16 protein-coding genes are annotated in these 16320 nt (G+C 44.9%); 1 reads left to right on the plus strand and 15 read right to left on the minus strand.

The window, feature by feature from the left end:
* Positions 1 to 11: 11 nt before the first annotated feature.
* The 14 genes from ACT6NU_RS08260 to ACT6NU_RS08325 all read right to left on the minus strand — a co-directional run bounded on the left by ACT6NU_RS08260 (position 12) and on the right by ACT6NU_RS08325 (position 12620).
* Positions 12 to 488, minus strand: a complete 477-nt coding sequence (locus ACT6NU_RS08260; protein WP_445381202.1) for an SRPBCC family protein — start codon at positions 486 to 488, stop codon at positions 12 to 14.
* A 70-nt stretch (positions 489 to 558) separates the two neighbouring features.
* Positions 559 to 2286 carry an amidohydrolase gene (locus tag ACT6NU_RS08265; protein ID WP_445381203.1) on the minus strand — a complete coding sequence of 576 codons (1728 nt, stop codon included), beginning with the start codon at positions 2284 to 2286 and terminating at the stop codon, positions 559 to 561.
* Positions 2287 to 2488: 202 nt separating this feature from the next.
* Positions 2489 to 2785, minus strand: a complete 297-nt coding sequence (locus tag ACT6NU_RS08270; protein ID WP_445381204.1) for a hypothetical protein — start codon at positions 2783 to 2785, stop codon at positions 2489 to 2491.
* A 12-nt stretch (positions 2786 to 2797) separates the two neighbouring features.
* Complete coding sequence (locus tag ACT6NU_RS08275) at positions 2798 to 3127, minus strand: hypothetical protein (protein WP_445381205.1); 330 nt, start codon at positions 3125 to 3127, stop codon at positions 2798 to 2800.
* 221 nt (positions 3128 to 3348) lie between these two features.
* A complete protein-coding gene (locus ACT6NU_RS08280) occupies positions 3349 to 5034 on the minus strand; it encodes a VanZ family protein (protein ID WP_445381206.1) in 1686 nt (561 codons plus the stop codon).
* 48 nt (positions 5035 to 5082) lie between these two features.
* The gene (locus ACT6NU_RS08285; protein WP_445381207.1) at positions 5083 to 5424 is read right to left on the minus strand and encodes a VOC family protein; all 342 of its coding nucleotides are present in this window, start codon (positions 5422 to 5424) and stop codon (positions 5083 to 5085) included.
* 80 nt (positions 5425 to 5504) lie between these two features.
* Positions 5505 to 6272 (minus strand): DUF6090 family protein, encoded by a 768-nt coding sequence (locus ACT6NU_RS08290; protein WP_445381208.1) that lies wholly within the window; start codon positions 6270 to 6272, stop codon positions 5505 to 5507.
* Positions 6269 to 7012 (minus strand): DUF6090 family protein, encoded by a 744-nt coding sequence (locus ACT6NU_RS08295; RefSeq protein WP_445381209.1) that lies wholly within the window; start codon positions 7010 to 7012, stop codon positions 6269 to 6271. The genes ACT6NU_RS08290 and ACT6NU_RS08295 overlap by 4 nt, the downstream gene beginning before the upstream one ends.
* Positions 7013 to 7029: 17 nt before the next feature.
* A complete protein-coding gene (locus ACT6NU_RS08300) occupies positions 7030 to 7773 on the minus strand; it encodes a DUF6090 family protein (RefSeq protein ID WP_445381210.1) in 744 nt (247 codons plus the stop codon).
* Between the two features lie 16 nt (positions 7774 to 7789).
* Positions 7790 to 8557, minus strand: a complete 768-nt coding sequence (locus ACT6NU_RS08305) for a DUF6090 family protein (protein ID WP_445381211.1) — start codon at positions 8555 to 8557, stop codon at positions 7790 to 7792.
* Between the two features lie 89 nt (positions 8558 to 8646).
* Positions 8647 to 9192: a hypothetical protein gene (locus ACT6NU_RS08310; protein ID WP_445381212.1), complete on the minus strand. Its 546-nt coding sequence runs from the start codon at positions 9190 to 9192 to the stop codon at positions 8647 to 8649.
* Between the two features lie 64 nt (positions 9193 to 9256).
* Positions 9257 to 10636 (minus strand): S41 family peptidase, encoded by a 1380-nt coding sequence (locus ACT6NU_RS08315; RefSeq protein ID WP_445381213.1) that lies wholly within the window; start codon positions 10634 to 10636, stop codon positions 9257 to 9259.
* Between the two features lie 184 nt (positions 10637 to 10820).
* Positions 10821 to 11957 (minus strand): helix-turn-helix domain-containing protein, encoded by a 1137-nt coding sequence (locus ACT6NU_RS08320; RefSeq protein ID WP_445381214.1) that lies wholly within the window; start codon positions 11955 to 11957, stop codon positions 10821 to 10823.
* Between the two features lie 75 nt (positions 11958 to 12032).
* Positions 12033 to 12620, minus strand: coding sequence for a hypothetical protein (locus ACT6NU_RS08325; RefSeq protein WP_445381215.1), 588 nt, complete (start codon positions 12618 to 12620; stop codon positions 12033 to 12035).
* Between the two features lie 199 nt (positions 12621 to 12819).
* On the opposite strand from ACT6NU_RS08325, the gene ACT6NU_RS08330 reads away from it, so the two are divergent.
* Positions 12820 to 14994: a TonB-dependent receptor gene (locus ACT6NU_RS08330; RefSeq protein ID WP_445381216.1), complete on the plus strand. Its 2175-nt coding sequence runs from the start codon at positions 12820 to 12822 to the stop codon at positions 14992 to 14994.
* A 340-nt stretch (positions 14995 to 15334) separates the two neighbouring features.
* On the opposite strand, the gene ACT6NU_RS08335 is transcribed toward ACT6NU_RS08330, so the two are convergent.
* The gene (locus ACT6NU_RS08335; protein WP_445381217.1) at positions 15335 to 16210 is read right to left on the minus strand and encodes a DUF6090 family protein; all 876 of its coding nucleotides are present in this window, start codon (positions 16208 to 16210) and stop codon (positions 15335 to 15337) included.
* Positions 16211 to 16320: the final 110 nt, after the last annotated feature.

Below are 16320 nucleotides of genomic sequence, written 5' to 3' on the forward strand. Positions count from 1 at the left end.
CTATAGAAATCTTAGTGGGCTCCCAATTCTTTGGGGTAGCGATCGGCAATCAGGTTCAGTTCTATGCCGTGCTCCAGATAGGCCTTTAAACCCGCCAGTACCCAGGAAAAACCGCCAGTTGCATCCCGCACCGCCGAAAGGACTTCATCTGAACTCCCTTCAAAACCACTATTTACAACAGAAATAAAGGTTTTATCATCCGCAAGGGGCCTGAAAGACCAACTGAGCTGAGTTTGCTGCCCTTTGTTTCCCCAGCGCATCTCTATACTTTTATCAGGCTCTATTTTAGTTACCAAAACATCTACGCTGTGGTTGTACATTTCCCAAGTCCAGCGAACCTGCCGGCCTTCTTTAAGCGCTCCGGAGCTTTTGGTAAACCAGAAGTGCGTCGTAATTTGTGGGTCGGTTATGGCCAGAAAGACTTCTGAGACAGGTTTGCGAATAAGCATTCCGGCTTCGGCAAAAGCATTCGATTTCTTCAAGTCCATTGTTTTTGGTTTTTGTTCGGCCTGTCTACTAATTTAAGGGTCCCGGAGCTAGCTGGTTTTGTCTTTGGACCTACTCCTCCTTCTCATAAACTACTTCCCCATTAAAAATGGTCATCATTACTTCAGTATCCAGCACTGATGCCTCGGGTACTGTCATCAGGTCCTGGTTGTAAATGGTAAAGTCTGCCAGTTTCCCAGGCGCAATAGATCCCTTTATGTCCTCTTCAAAGGCCCCGTAAGCTGCGTCCAGGGTATAAGACCTTAGGGCCTGTTCCCGTGTCATCCGCTCTGCAGGTTCATACCCTCTCTCCGGGGTTCCCTTCAGGGTTTTACGACTGATACTTGCATAAAAACTGGGGATGGGATCCAGCGGCTCTACCGGAACGTCAGTTCCGTTTACGATAGGAATCCCGCTTTGCAGCAGGGACTGCCACATATAGGCACCTTCCACAATCCGTTTTTCTCCCAGGCGGTCTATGGCCCAGGGACGGTCCGAAGACATATGAATGGCCTGCATGGCAGGGATAACCCCCAATTCGGCAAAACGTGGGATGTCTTCAGGATGCAGGTGCTGGGCGTGTTCTATTCGGAAGCGATGGTCATTCGCTTGGTCCGGATATTCGTTAAAAGCGATCTCATAACGATCCAAAATTTCCCGGTTGGCACGGTCCCCAATGGCATGGGAACAAACCTGGAAACCGTTTTTAAGGCCATTCAGTGCCGTTTCCTTAACAAATGCCATGGGCAGGGTTTCATGCCCGAAATGCCCTGGACGGTCTGTGTAAGGCTCCAATAACCAGGCGCCACGGGATCCCAGGGCCCCGTCACAGTTTAATTTAACAGACCGAATGGTAAGCAAGTGGGCCGTATCTATCTGGGGTCCCCTTTCATACCATTCTTCCAGTAATTCCGGATCCCAGCCAGTTAGCATGGTATACAACCGGACATTCATCCTGCCTGATTCTTTCATTTGTTCATAGAGCGCAATGGTTTCCCGTCCAATTCCTGCATCGTGGAAGCCGGTGATCCCATTTCTGTGACAGGCTGCTACGGCCATTTCAAAAGCTTTTATATCCCGTTCCGGGGTGTTTTCAGGAATGTGGCGGGTGATAAGCGTCTGGGCCCTTTCGTTAAAGATCCCGGTGGGCCTACCCAGGTCATCCCTGAGGACTTCTCCGCCTTCTACTTCATAAGTATTTGCGCCTTCTCCTGGTAAAATGCTGATTCCCGCAATCTCCATGGCTTTTGCATTGGCGAAGCCGGCATGGCCACTGGCATGGCGAAGATAGACGGGATTATCCGGCGAAACAGCACTTAGCAAGTCGTGGGTTTGAAAACCCTTTACCATTTCCTCTGGCAGTTCTTCCCATTTGCTCTGGTGCCACCCGCGGCCCGTAATCCATTCCCCGGGTTCGGCGGAAGCCACTTTTTCAGCCACCGCATCCACAATTTCCTGGTAGCTGGTGGTATTCATCAGGTCCAGGTCCAGTTCGTTATACCCCAGGCCCATAAAATGCCCGTGCCCTTCAATGAGGCCAGGGGTCATAGTCTTCCCCTGCAAATCGATTAGCCGGGTTTGTTCTGTCTGGTATTGCCTTGCCTCTTCCAGGCTTCCTGCAAAGAGTATGGTATTGTCTTTGGTTGCAACGGCTTCCACCACTGCCTGGGTGGTATCCACAGTATAGATGGGACCTCCGAAGATCAATAAGGTGGCCGATTCTTTTTCAGTTTTGGAACAGGCCGTTAAAATCAGGCAGGCAGCCAGCAAGCTCCCTATGACACTTTTTTGTACATGCATTGGTTTACGTTTATTGGGTTGAATTTACAATATTAAATGGGATATGTTTCTTTTCATTCACCCTATAGGATTGTGAATTTTGTAGCTTTCCGGAATTCGGAATTATTTATTTTCAGGAAGGAACAGCAGGTTGCCGTCCGGGTCCTGAAGGTTGATACGAGCTTTGTTGAGATTTTTAGTTACTGAAACAAAAGAAGATTAATCAAAATACCCCCCTGCAATTCCCCTCAAGGTATACCGTTATCCGGTCTACCTCTACTGCCCCGACAGGTAATTCTTCCACCTCCAGGCCTGGGTAACTTTCAGCAGCCTTCCAGTCTGCAATAGTGTTGCTGAAGAATTCTGAGGCTGCCATATCGGTTTCATAAATAACCACATCAAAGGCCTCTCCCTGGTCTCCACCGAAACGGGTAATAACCTGCCATTCCCCATTGTGCTTAAAGGAAGTGTTGGTGTTATCAGATTGTGGATAATATCTCTCGTCTGAAGGTTTTAACAAAACCCATATATCCTAGTTATGTCCGTCTGGGTAGACACCCATGGTGAGGATTCGGCATTTTACAGTGTCCCCTTGCAGCGGTGAAATGACCTGTATGTCCTTTATCGGATATTCAACCGGTTTCTTGTTTTCTACTGCAACCGTTTCAATTTGTCCGGGCGGTACCTGGGTTCCATAAGAAAACCCACCATAAATGACCAGTAGTATCCCTATTAGTCCAAGGCCTACCCCAAGGTTGGTATTGATTAGTCCTATGGGTTCTCCCTGCCGTTTGATGGCCGTACTCAATCCCAGAAGCAGGAATAAAATTCCAATAATGATAATGATAAGTTCTGAAGACATTGTTTTATGAATTTTGCATTTGACGGAAACGCAGGTAATCGCACTTTTTAAGTGCTAATAAGTTACTTATTTTTTTGCACTTTTTGTGGTTTTATCGCGTTTGGTTATTACTACTTGATGCCCCTGGTTCTATAGCGTTTTAACTCTGAGGGTTTCAAAACCCCCACTTGTAGCTGTCTCATAAATTTTCTGATTATCTTTTGTTGTTTTTAAGGTATAAATCATTTCAAAAGGCTTAAACTATCTAGTGAAGCTCCCATAATATCGATACCATTGGTATAAAGAAATAATTTTTTTTCCTTTAATATCCAGGCATTCCATCCGTATGAGAGTTCGTTGATACGGACGGGAATTCCCCAAACAGGCTCAGACATAGCTCCCTTATTGAACGCAACAAAAAATCCCTGCTGTGATTCAGCTCCATCCAAATAGCGCGTAAAGATTATAAATCGCTTGTCCTTATCTACAAAAGGGCTAAACTCAGTACTAGTTGGATTATTCAGGCTTTCCAGCCGATCTGCAATCCTTAAATTACCCCCTTTTAACTCGCCACGTACTAAATCGCCGTTTCCATCGGGTATATAAAAGTAAATCTCTTCCTCACTGTACCAGTAAAAGTAGCCGCCTGTAATTCCGGATTTTTCGGAAAGGTTAACGGGCATATTCCAATTGCCATTTTCTTTCTGTAGCAAGTAAATTGAATTTATATCTCCCACTCGTGTGGAATAAAGAATCCTCTCTCCGCTTGGTGAGATAGCACCGTTGTAAAGAGAATCAATTCTCTCAAAAGGAAAAGGGCTGGTAAATATTCCCGCCTTTTTTTTAGCTATAAAAGGAAATTGAGTTTCCCATCCCTTTGTCCGTGTCATAAAAATCCTGTTTCCATTTTCAGAAAAACTAAAGGTATTTTCTGACCATTGGGCAGAAGACAAAACCCCGGGATAATAAATTCCGGAATGGGAGGGGTGTCCTTCTTCTAGAATGTGATCTGTTAGCTGTATCCCGATGAGCGTATCTCCCCTGAATTTTTTCAGGACATTTCTTTTAGTGAATTTTGAATATCCTTCAAGTATTGAGATCGTTTCAAAAGAATGGGATGCAACCTTTTTGTCTGAATTTCTTTTATTTAATGGGTTCCAGGTTGAATCATATTGAAAAGTAAAATCCTCAAAAACTTCCCCGTTTTTATCAATTTTCAAAACCTTGTATGGATTGCCATTGCTGTAATTATAGACGAGTTTTTGTTTGTAGGGTTCGCCTTTCGGATATTCTTTGGGATAATAATACCGGCTTTCTTCCAGGAAAGGTATCTGCCCGGCAGCCTCCTTATCACTTTCATTTTTACAACTTACTGACAGAAGTAACAGGCAGATAAAAAGACCGGAGACCAATTTCAGAACTAATCTGCTCCCGATGGCAAGGGCAGCTGCCAGCCCATTAAAGGCAATATCCTGAAAATCAAAAACCCTTTCGGGGATAAATAATTGTATAATCTCATCCAGTGCCCCCAGGAAGAAAGTGATACCAAATGCAATTATTCCCGCAACCCAGGTCCTGGACTTTATGCGCTCCTGCATTGCCATATGTATGCATATGGCCAGTACGCTGTATTCGATAAGATGGCTGCGTTCGGGAGCCCCCAAACGGAAAAAGAACATAATGTAGACTGCAACAATTCCAAAGAAGACCGTTAATTCCATTTTAGCGGGTCGTTTGCTGAATGAATGTAACCCAATAGATATGGCAATAAGGACCATCCCGCTCAGAAACAGTATTACCTGTGTATCCTGGTTGCGCAGCAGTTTAGACAAGGGTGTTCCTATAAACAAGGTAGAAAGGATGGTGCCGTAAACCAATAAAGCAAGGAGCCAGCTTTTTTTTTCCCGTGATGTAGTGAAATATTTCATTAAGGGCTATATGTCTACCTTATTTGCCGTTTAAGGTGAAAATATCACCTACTTATCGGTCCAGACGGCCAGTTCATTCCCACTGGGATCCTGAAAATGAAATCGCTTTCCCCCGGGAAAGGTGAAAATGTCTTTGGTTATCGATCCCCCGCCGGCTTCAACTTTGTCCATTACGGCTTTAAGATTTTCATGGTAAAGGACAATCAGGGCGCCGTTTACGACTGGTTTCTCGGATAATTCAAAGCCGCCGGCAACCCCGCTTCCCTCAAAAGAGGTATAGGCAGGGCCGTAATCAGTGAATTTCCATTCAAACACACTGCTGTAGAAGGCTTTAGTCTTTTCGAGGTCAAGCGCTTTGAATTCGATGTAGTCTATGTGGTTGTTTTGCATATCTACTTTTATTATGTGCTGTTAAACATCCAGAAGCTTTTTCTAATTATCAAAATGCCTGCGTGCTAAAGCATTTGAATTCAGGAGTTATCCAGATATTTTTTTATTTCCTGTTTCAGGGCCGCCCCTTTCTCGATTACCACCGAATATTGTGGGAGCAGCAATTTATAGACGTCATCCTCAAAACGAAGTAAGATTCCCCTGAAAGCAGGGCTGCCTTTTAGCAATCCCAGCCAGTTGATCTCGTTTGGGAGCCTTTCAGTCATAGGATAACCCTTTATACCCCTGTAATATTCGTAAATACCCAGGAGGGAGGTATCTTCTATCATAGACCGCTCATTTTCCTCGATAAAATAATTCAGTCGCTCCTCATCGTATACCAATCGATTGATTTCCTTCTTGTAGGCATCGATTTTTTCCCGGACCGAATAAAAATCGGGCGACTCAAATAATTCAGATACCTCCAGTTTTTTAAAACTCTCCAGGTTCCGGATAAATTTTTGTTCATAAAACACCAGGCCCAGTCGCTGTTTGCGGGTATCTACTGAAAAGGGCTGACCTTTGAGATAGCTAAGGATCAACCCACTGCAGTAGTCCACAGCCTCCTGTCTTTGCTCTTTTAGCTGAGTCAATTGTAAACTGTCTTTGGCCAGGTCTTCCAAGACATAGCCAAAGGTACTTTTAAGGGCTTTCTGTTCAATCCGCTCGTCATTCCAATTATCCAACTGCAACGCCAGGAGGATCCCAATTACCACCAGTATAATTTCCCCAAGGGCATAGGCGAGGTATTGCTGCCATTTCTTTTGTGCCATAAGCGCGTTTCGAATCTTTCTGAAAAAGGAAATCATAATGCTTCGGTTTCTGCAATAATCCCATCAATTATAGCCCCTGCTTCCGTTAGATCATTTCGGTATACCAACAGGCGGTATAACAAGTCGTCCATCAGGTTTTCATACTCCAACTCCCCGAAAATGGCAAACTTGTCTGCTTGAAGGGAAGATTTGGTTTTCCATTGCAGCTCCCCATAAATATCGATGTCTTTTAACGGGTAACGGGTGGTAAGGTAGGGGATCAGATCCCTTTCGACCTTGTCATCGTAGCCTTCAAAATTGTCATCCGCCTTTTTCAATACCCGCGACCAGTCATACAACAGGTCTTTCAGGGTTTCGTTCTGCAACAACTGCAACCGCCCCGATTGGATAAGGTCGGAAAGGGCGTTCTCAGATGGGGTAAAACGCCGGAAATCCACTGTTTTAAAGATCAGGCTGTCTGTGTTTACCTTCCCGAGTGCCCCGGGCTGGCCGCCGATTAATTCCATAATTTTCAGGCCGCTTTCATAAGACTTCCCGTTCAGGTCCAGGACCGCATTCAGGGCTTCCTTGTTTTGCATGAATTCACGGTTCAAATTGGCCAGGATCGCCTTTTCTTCAGATTGCGACTTGCGTTCATCATTCCATGTATCTATCTGCAAAGCGATCAGAATCCCGATTACCACCAGGGCAATCTCTCCGATTGCATATAGCAGGTACCGGGGAAGGCTGCCATTGGAGAGTAACTTATGTCGAATATTTCGGAATAATGTAATCATTGTAAGCGCGTAAGGGTTTATTTCAAATGGGTGTTAATATGTTCGATCAGTAACTTTGAATTTTGAAGGGAATATTGCAGGTCGTCCTGGCTCAGGCGAAAGACGATCCGTTTAAAATTGCTGATTCCCTGGAACTTGGCGGCCAGGTCTGACAGGTTAATTTTGTCCCAAACCAGTGAATCGATAAGGGGCCCCTGATCGTGCAGGGCGGTGGAGCCAAAGGTATAGCGGTTAACATAGTCAGCAACTTTTTGGCGGTAATCTTCCGTTAATCGGAGCACTTTATTGTTGAGGTGGAATTTCCGGTTGTAGAAATTTTTGATATGCGACTTAAGCGTATCCGGAAGGTTTTCAATGTAATTGGTCTGATTCAGGCTTTGATAGGCATTGGTGTTGTAAATAACGGGGTCGTTCCAATTAGGGTTAAACTCAAACCGCATGATCTTCACCAGCGTATCAGGGGTGGCCCGTTTTTGGGCAACACGCTTGCGCAAAGATTCATTAAGGGCAAGCTGATGGTCCACTTCGGGCAGATTTGCTGTAATTAGCAACGTATCCTGAATAAGGTCTGCCTTCAGGGCCTTCAGCAGGGTTTGGGTTTCGTATTCCGCAACCCTTTGCCCATTCCAGTTGTCGATCTGCAGGGCAATCAGGATCCCGATTACCACCAGGGCTATTTCCCCAACAGCATATAGAAGATACTTACTGAATTTGTTATCAGTAAGGAGGCGTTGGCGGAGTTTTCGGAAAATCTGGATCATGTTTAAAGTAAGATGATTAGGACTGTATTTCGCGATCGATTAGGCCGATAAGTTTTTCGGCCATCGCTTTCATTTCCTGCATTTGGGCATTCATAGTCCCGTATTCCAGGATGGTCATCAAAAATCCATTCTTTATCTGAGTGTTCTTCAGAAACCCGTCAAAATAGTCTGCCGGGAGGGGGTCACTTTTCCCCTGGGCCCCCTCGCTTACCCGATATAAAAAATTATTGACCATGGGGTTGAGGTCCATGGTGTTGTATAAGGGTTTATAAATGAGTTCTTCCGTGTCAAAACGGTAGTGCTCCTCTTCACTTTTTAGCTTTTTGTAGAGGGTCTCAATATTCAGCAGGGTATTCTTTATGGAATCATTGGAAATGAGCGCCAAATTCCCGGAATTGACCAGTTCCTGGAAGGTATTGTTGTTCTGATAGAATTTTTGCCAGTTGTAGATAGGCAAGCCCAAAGCGTTGAAATCTTCCAGATTTTCAATGGGCTTTCCCTCTATATGCTCAATAATCTGTTCAGCAGCCAGGATGTTGCCATTGCGAACTTCCATATAGCGGTCCAGTTCTTCAATGGTGGTTTGTAAGTCTGTTTTCAGGTTGGAGAGGTAGTGAATTTCTTTAGCCCGTTCCTTTCGCGCCTCGTTGCTATTGTTAATCTGCAGGGCAATCAGGATCCCGATCACTACCAGCACAATCTCACCGATAGCATATAGCAGATATTTGGTGAATTTCTGATCCGCTAGTAGCGTCCGGCGGATTTTTCGTAAGAAACTGATCATTGGTTGGTTGGTTTTGTCAGATCATTAAAGTACAAAATAATTACAGTCGGGAAAGGCTGCTTGCGCGAACTGCTGTTTCCGGAAAGCCTTCAGGATTTACTAAGGTTCCCGGCAAACCGTATCACGGCCTGTGCAATTTTATGCAACAACCAGTAAACAGGGGCAAGGATGCAGGCCACCAGCACGGGAAGGACACCACCCAGCGTAAGTGCCGTTCCAAGGGCAAAGCCAATAAGGTATTCCCCCAGGTAAAGGGGGATGATGAAAGCGACTACAAAAAGGACCGCCATCATATATCCGGGAACTACAGATCCTATAATGAAGAAATAGGAAAGGGCGGAGCCAAAAAGCAGGCCGGCTGCAAAGCGGGTGTAAATACCCCGTTTTTGCTGCATGGCCCGTATGATGGTTTCGCTTTTATATCTACTGTTGATGCGGACCAAAACAATCCAGCAGAGCAAAGGAAGGCTTATAAGGCCCCACCAATTGGAAATCCCCGGCAGGTCTGCCCGTTGCAGCGGATGGTGGACTGGGACTCCATCATGAAAATAATCCCACAAGATGTGGATCAGGGTACCGCAAAAGACGATAAGGGTGTAGAGGATGCGTTTATTAAAGGGCAGGATAGGTTGCATAGCTATGGTTGGTTGTTTTTATTTTCGTGCTCCAAAAGGAAAACAATCTACTTTTATTCAAACCTTATCTTTTTAAAATATATTCCAGGGAGGTGTCTTTACCATTCTGGTAATCGCTGAAATACAATTGAATTTCTTTGTCCAATCTCAATTCTCCGGCAGCTATCCCAATAAAATAAGTAATCCAAAAACATTTGCTCAGGTCTTCACATCCATTTTCCCAATCGTTATAAGCGGTCCAGATCCGCAAGGAGATTTTGGAATTGGGCAAGACCATTTTAGCCCCTCCGTCTGCCCAGAACTGAAGCCGGTCCCCAACGGATTCGCCCAAAATAATAACTTTTTCCCCCAGGATCTTTTGGGCGTACGCGGCAGTAATAATCCCTGCAGAAAAAGTGCCATTTCCGGTAATAAGGTAAACCTGCTGCCCGTCGGTAAATTTTTTATCCAGAAATTCGATAAAGGGGTTTACATATCTGTAATTCCCGCCGGGATTAAAGCGCAGATCCAAAACGGCTTTGTCATAATTGCCATTTTCCATTTCCCGCTGAACATTCCGAAGGTATTTCCTCAGTTTGCGATCCGGAGAATCAGTATTTTCATTTACCTGTACGTACATTGTACTTCCAATGGTTCTATGATTTACATTTGTTTCCAGTTCACTGAAAGGGGCAGCCGATATTCCTTGCTTTATACAGGATTTCCAATTGCTTTCAGCTATTCTGGAAAATGGGTTTAACCAATATGCCGGCCAGTATCCCGGAACGTCTTTTTCCTCCTCTGAGATGGGGATGGCTGCATGGATCAGGTCCGTTTTGTTTTTATAGTATAGATGTAAAGTATCCGGAGATTTACCAAGTCCTGTTGCGTGCAAAACCTCGGGTGACATAAAAAACAGAGGGCTTCTGTCTTTGAGCGCCTCTGCAGGCCCCCCGTACCAGGGCTTTAATTTTTTAAGAAGGCTATCGGGCGTGAATCCGTTAATACTATCAACCCTTTTTCCCAGTAATTCTTCATAGCCTTCATATGCCAGAATAATATACAGGCCTTCTTCAAACCAATAAAACCTCAGGGGGACAGCATTAAGCCTGCGGGCACGGGCACCTGCGCTGGTGTTTGTGTGGGCATTGTCTGCAGTTGCGAGTGCACGGGACACCGCCATTTCAAAGGCGCCCCGGGAAAGGGGCAGCTGCCCTGAAGTTTCTTTGAGGACCGTATTAAAGGCGTTCCTTTTTTCCGGGGTATCCAGACTTTTATCGTAGTTCTGGTAAAGGGCCAAATAGTCCAGATCCTGTTGCTGTGCTTCTTTCATATCCCTGGCCTCGCGAAATTCCGGATCCGGGGGATAGACAACAAAGCGCTTGTAAAAAGCCACCCCCAGCAGGACGAATATCAGAAATACTACTGAAGTCGAGATCAGGAAAATTTTTAATCCTCTCTTCATTCTTTTTACAGTTCGATTGTTAACAAGTTAAAGAATCATTAGGAAAGTATTGCAGGGATGGTTTGAAAATAACAGGAAGTATTGCAGGACAGCCCGGATTTGATCCCATTCAAAAAAGGGGAAATAGACCCGTTGTTCGATGTGCTTTACACTTCTTTACATTCTTAAAAAGCTTTTTCAGGGCTCAGCTGGGGTAGGTTTCAAAGAATTCCTTCGGCGACATTCCCTTGATCTTTTTAAAAGCCCTGTTAAAGGTAGCCTTGGAATTGAAGCCCGAGTCAAAGGCGAGGGAAAGGAGGGTGTATTTATGGTTGTTGAGTCGGTACAGGCGGATAAATTCCTCAATCCTCAGGCTGTTGATGTAGTCATTGAAATTCTGCTTAAAATCCTGGTTGATTGTAGCCGAAACCCTTGCGGTATTGGTTTGAAGGTGCTGGCTCAATTCCTGCAAGTCGAGGTCCGGGTGCAGGAAGAGGCGATCTTCCTGCATCAGGGAGTTCAGCTTTTTGGCAAGGGCCGATAGTTCCTGATCCTTTTTTTCAGTTTCATTCTGAGCTGTATCGATAAAATTTTCAGATGTAGCTTGTTTTGTAGGCGGGACAAAATGAATACGCGCAGGCTGAGGTTGGGCAAAACCCGTGAGCCCGATGTACAACGCCACAGCTACCAGGGCAAGGTTCCACCACCAGTCCTGGTAAAAATCCAGGTCCATAAAGGTGTCCAGAACATTCATAACCTCCCGGAACAAAAGCCAGAAAATCATGGCATAGACAAAATTCCGGAACCATTTAAAATTTATGAGTTCTGTATTGCTGAACTGGTGGATAGCCCAGGCGCGGTATTTTTTATAAATCCCCAGGCATTTCGCCAGGTAATAGATATAGGAAGACCATAAGACAAAACGCAGTATATAGCCCATTATCTCGTTATAGAGGGCTTCCTGCCTGTGCAGGACGGCTTCAGGCCCCTGAATAAATGCGGAAATTTCATATACAAAATAGAGCAGGTAAGGGGCAAAGTGCCAAAGGTGTTCCCCTTTAAGTTTGAATGCGCGGTTTACCTGGGCCCGGAAATAGAAATACACCATGGGTCCGAACAAAAGGCTCACTCCCCTGGGAAAGCCATTCAGTTCGTTCCAGAGGAAATTAATGCCCGCAAAACCAAAAGTGTAGTCCTGCAGTTCCATGGCCAGGATAAACATGATCCACCCCAGCAGTTTATCCGAGAGGCGTTGTTCTTTAAAACCCCTGATATTGAAAAGGACCCACATCAGCAGGCTGAAAAAGTATCCGATTTGCAGCGGGGTGGTATATAAGGACATATTTGTGGTTTCAAACCAAAGATGGGGGCTTTTTGGAAAGGAAAGCCCCGACAACTTAGGAATTAGTCAAGTTAATTATCTTTTTTTGATATTCCTGACAAGTTTGGCAATGTCAACCTTGTCTCCATCGCTTATATTTTCGTCCACGGTCATGATCAGGATTTTTGATAGGCCTTTTTTATAGTAGATTTTCTGGCCTAATGCCAAAGAAACGCCACTGTTTGAAACAGGTGAAAGATTCGGGTTCATAACACCCGGAATGATCAGGGGGATGGATTTTAATGAGGAATTGTGAAGGGTAAAGCTTTTTCTCTCGACATCCGTTCCGGATACGGAAGCAGGTTTGCGTTCTACAAAATGCAGTGTGATCGAAATATCCCTGGAAGAGGTGTTTTTTAATTTTAGGATGTTGCCTTCTGCCACATATAAGACCGCATTGCCCATTGGCCCCAGACCAAATCCACTGACCTGTTTCCGTGAATTCTTGTCCAGGACTTTAACATTGACCTGTTTTCCCGATTTGTTGACCAGTTTTACATTATAGTTTGCAAATTCTTCATAGGTCCGTTCTACGGACTGCCCGGCGGGAATTTCAACCTTTTCTTTTGCAGACATCTGAAAGCCGGCAAAAAGAAGCCCAAGTACTAATACTAATTTTTTCATCTTAATTAAATTATAGGTTTATAAAATGGATCCACCTCTTTGTGAATCTCAGGGCCAAAGTAGACAAGAGCTGTTTCACAATCGACCTAAATCATGATTTGAGACCTCCGAGATGAAGAGTTAGGGGTCTCAGATTATTTGAGACCTTATCCGCAAACTCTGGAACTTGGCAACGATTAATTTATTAGATTACACTTTGATGAAACTCAAAATTATTTTTGCAGTATTGGCCCTGTGTGGAATTTTCGGTCTACACGCCCAGAATGAATTCAGGGCGCAAATCATTGACCATGAAACGGGTGATCCGCTCTTCGGAGTCACCGTGCTGATACCCGAGCTGAAAATGGGGGGAACTACTGGAGAATCGGGTGAAATAACTATAGATGGCATACCCGATGGCGAGTTTACGATGCGCTTTAGTTATGTAGGCTACCAAACCCTAGAGCGTTCATTCAGGTTTCCCCTCGTAGCCGACCAGGGAAGGCTCGTTATAGAACTACACGCCACATTTGAGGAAATGGAACAGGTAACCGTTACCTCTACGAGAAGTACCCGATCCATAGAAGATATCCCTACCCGGATCGAGTTCATTGCAGGGGAGGAATTGTCAGAAAAGGGCAATATGAAGCCCGGCGATATCCGGATGCTCCTCAATGAGAGCACAGGGATTCAAACCCAGCAAACTTCGGCTACCAGTTACAATTCCAGTATTCGGATCCAGGGATTGGATGGGAAGTATACCCAGCTCCTCAGGGATGGGATGCCGCTGTATTCAGGATTTTCAGGAGGCCTCAGCCTGATGCAGATTGCCCCTCTGGACCTCAGACAGGTTGAGGTCATTAAAGGAGCTACTTCTACGCTTTACGGAGGAGGTGCAATTGCCGGCCTGGTGAACCTCATAACCAAAATGCCAGGGGAAGAGTCCGAACTGAGCTTCATGCTCAACGGAACTTCAGCCCTCGGGTTGGATGCAAGCGGCTTTTTCTCCGGGCGCAATGGAAAGGTCGGGACAACGGTATTTGCCTCTTATAACCTGGGAACACCTTATGATCCTGCAGATATAGGCTTAACGGCCATTCCTGATTTTAATCGGTTTACACTCAACCCCAGACTCTTCATTTATTTTAATGACCAAACCACCTTGAATGCCGGGGTAAATATCATTTCTGAAAATAGGGTAGGGGGCAATCTGGAATTTGCCAAAGGGGAAGCGGTTGCGGACCCCTATTTTGAAGAGAACAAAACGGAGCGGATTTCCACCCAAATGCAACTCAGCAGCAAAATGGGTGATTCGAAGCGCCTGGAATTCAAGAACAGCCTGAATTTCTACGATCGTTCCATTGCAGTCCCCGACTATGTTTTTGCAGGAAATCAATTTTCATCCTTCAGCGAGCTGAATTTTTCCTGGGGGGACGATCAAATTGAATGGATAAGCGGGCTGAACCTGTGGACGGATCAGTTCCGGCAGTCTGAAGGCAATCCTGACGAAGATTTGAGTTACTCCAATGCGACCCTGGGAGGGTTTCTGCAGAATACCTGGAATTTGCATTCCCTTTGGACACTGGAAGCCGGGTTTCGACTGGATTATCAGAATCAGTATGGCTGGTTTCCCCTGCCTCGTTTTTCCCTGATGTTCAACCCGGCCTCCACCTGGACCTTCCGCCTCGGTGGTGGTTTGGGGTATAAGACGCCCACGGTATTCTCGGAAGAGGCAGAGCGTTTGCAATTCTGGAACATCAGGCCGCTGGATACAGAGGCGCTCAGTGCCGAACGCTCGGTAGGCGCAAATTTTGACATCAATCACAGAATGCCCCTGTCCCCGGATCTTATAATGACTTCCAACCTGCTTTTTTACTACACTCAGATCCGCGATCCGTTGCAACTTACATCCATAAACGGGTTTTTTGAATTTACCCAGCCAGCAGGTTACGTGGATACACAAGGTGTGGAAGTAAATCTGAAGTGGAGCTACAGGGACCTGAAACTGTTTGTGGGGTATACCTATGCCAACGTCAAAGAGCATTACAACGGGGTAACGTCTGAATTCCCGCTTGTGGCCAAACACCGGCTCAATAATGTCCTGATGTACGAGAAACACGATAATTTCTGGATAGGACTGGAGGCGTATTATTTTAGCCCGCAGCAACTCAATGATGGAACAACGGGCAAATCTTACTGGATTACCGGGGTCATGACCGAGAAAAGGATAGGGGAACACCTTTCCGTTTTCCTGAATTTTGAAAATTTTCTGGACACCCGCCAAACGGCTTTCGACACCATTTTTACGGGAGACTTGAGTGATCCTCAATTCCGGGATATTTACGCCCCGGTTGACGGCTTTGTGGTCAATGGGGGGCTTAAGTTGAACCTGTGAGCAGAGTATACATATTACCCCACCGGTTGCGCGCCTGAAAATACCAAAACCCGATTTTTGGAATTTGGCCCCCCCGATAACTATCGGGGCTATCGGGGTGGTACTTGGGATTTGCTCTGTCAGGAGTATACAATGGCATAGTGCAGGTGTCTCCGCCTGCTATGCTTACTACTTTGCCCTAGACTGTGTCCTGTTACTTTGTGGTTGTAGGACGACAGGCGGTGGAACATAGCAGAAGAAGGAGGAGACTTAACCTTATGGTCATAATGGAATTAGTTGGATTGATCGGTAAATTATATTCACGCCCCTGGAATTATTTGAACCTTGGCAGACGTTCAATTTAAATGCCTAACCTATTATTAATTAGTCTGATTAGTTTCCAGGCCTCTTCCTTCATCAGCCTTGCTTGCACTGAACGGTGTTCGGCAGTATAACTTAATTCTTTAATGTATAGGAGGGTAAGTGGATCATTCAAGATTTTAAATTGATCTAATGAGGCATCCAATTCATCTGTTAGGATCCCGTGATGTTCTATCAAATAATATCTCCATTTTTCGATCTCCTTTAGGGCAATAGATTGTCTTAGATCATTGAAATACCATTCAGAGGAGGTATAATAGCGGTTAATTTCACTCCTTAATGACGTATCCTGAATCATTGAAAAATATCCGGTATTCTTTAATTCCTCATATGCTTCTGAGTTTGTTCTCATTAGAGGTTGAAAATGTAAATAATCAAAGGCTCTTTGAATAATTTCCGAACTATCATTATCTGGATCATCATCGATATGCAGAGACAGGAGGGCAAGAATGAGTGTCGGATTTGAAATGGAGTCAGAGTTAATATTCTCATAAAACTCCTTGTCATGAATTTGAAATTTTATGCTTTTTGACCCCGTTTTAGCTCGACCACCTTCCTTGGATTTTATTTCGGACATATTTTCAGTTAAGTAGTAGAGGCTGCGGAATCTAAAAAGGTTAACGTTTTCAAGTCCTCTAAGGTCTATTATATCTTTTTTTAAAGAGTTCTTTAGCTCAAAGAGGTAATTGTTTAACCGATCCCTCTCCTGCCTTTGCTCATTCCAGTTGTCCACCTGCAGCGCAATCAGTATTCCAATCACCACCAACAGGATTTCTCCAATGGCATATAGCAGGTATTTACTGATTTTGCTATCAATCAAGAGACGTTGGCGTATTTGGCGGAAAAAGCGGAGCATGGGTTGGTTGTTGCTCCTTCAAATTACAAAAAAAGGGCTAAAGCCGTGTTAAACTATAAAATACCAAAAGGTAGCCCCTTTGGAATTTGGTGTTTCGAATATACTTTCCA

Source organism: Robiginitalea rubriflava, from assembly GCF_052540725.1.

Bases quoted from the DNA above. Each gene is read 5' to 3' on its own strand.
- ACT6NU_RS08305 (WP_445381211.1), bottom strand. From the start codon at position 8,557: ATGATCAGTTTCTTACGAAAAATCCGCCGGACGCTACTAGCGGATCAG.
- ACT6NU_RS08335 (WP_445381217.1), bottom strand. From the start codon at position 16,210: ATGCTCCGCTTTTTCCGCCAAATACGCCAACGTCTCTTGATTGATAGC.
- ACT6NU_RS08320 (WP_445381214.1), bottom strand. From the start codon at position 11,957: ATGTCCTTATATACCACCCCGCTGCAAATCGGATACTTTTTCAGCCTG.
- ACT6NU_RS08325 (WP_445381215.1), bottom strand. From the start codon at position 12,620: ATGAAAAAATTAGTATTAGTACTTGGGCTTCTTTTTGCCGGCTTTCAG.
- ACT6NU_RS08290 (WP_445381208.1), bottom strand. From the start codon at position 6,272: ATGATTTCCTTTTTCAGAAAGATTCGAAACGCGCTTATGGCACAAAAG.
- ACT6NU_RS08310 (WP_445381212.1), bottom strand. From the start codon at position 9,192: ATGCAACCTATCCTGCCCTTTAATAAACGCATCCTCTACACCCTTATC.
- ACT6NU_RS08265 (WP_445381203.1), bottom strand. From the start codon at position 2,286: ATGCATGTACAAAAAAGTGTCATAGGGAGCTTGCTGGCTGCCTGCCTG.
- ACT6NU_RS08300 (WP_445381210.1), bottom strand. From the start codon at position 7,773: ATGATCCAGATTTTCCGAAAACTCCGCCAACGCCTCCTTACTGATAAC.
- ACT6NU_RS08315 (WP_445381213.1), bottom strand. From the start codon at position 10,636: ATGAAGAGAGGATTAAAAATTTTCCTGATCTCGACTTCAGTAGTATTT.
- ACT6NU_RS08295 (WP_445381209.1), bottom strand. From the start codon at position 7,012: ATGATTACATTATTCCGAAATATTCGACATAAGTTACTCTCCAATGGC.
- ACT6NU_RS08260 (WP_445381202.1), bottom strand. From the start codon at position 488: ATGGACTTGAAGAAATCGAATGCTTTTGCCGAAGCCGGAATGCTTATT.
- ACT6NU_RS08275 (WP_445381205.1), bottom strand. From the start codon at position 3,127: ATGTCTTCAGAACTTATCATTATCATTATTGGAATTTTATTCCTGCTT.
- ACT6NU_RS08280 (WP_445381206.1), bottom strand. From the start codon at position 5,034: ATGAAATATTTCACTACATCACGGGAAAAAAAAAGCTGGCTCCTTGCT.
- ACT6NU_RS08285 (WP_445381207.1), bottom strand. From the start codon at position 5,424: ATGCAAAACAACCACATAGACTACATCGAATTCAAAGCGCTTGACCTC.
- ACT6NU_RS08330 (WP_445381216.1), top strand. From the start codon at position 12,820: ATGAAACTCAAAATTATTTTTGCAGTATTGGCCCTGTGTGGAATTTTC.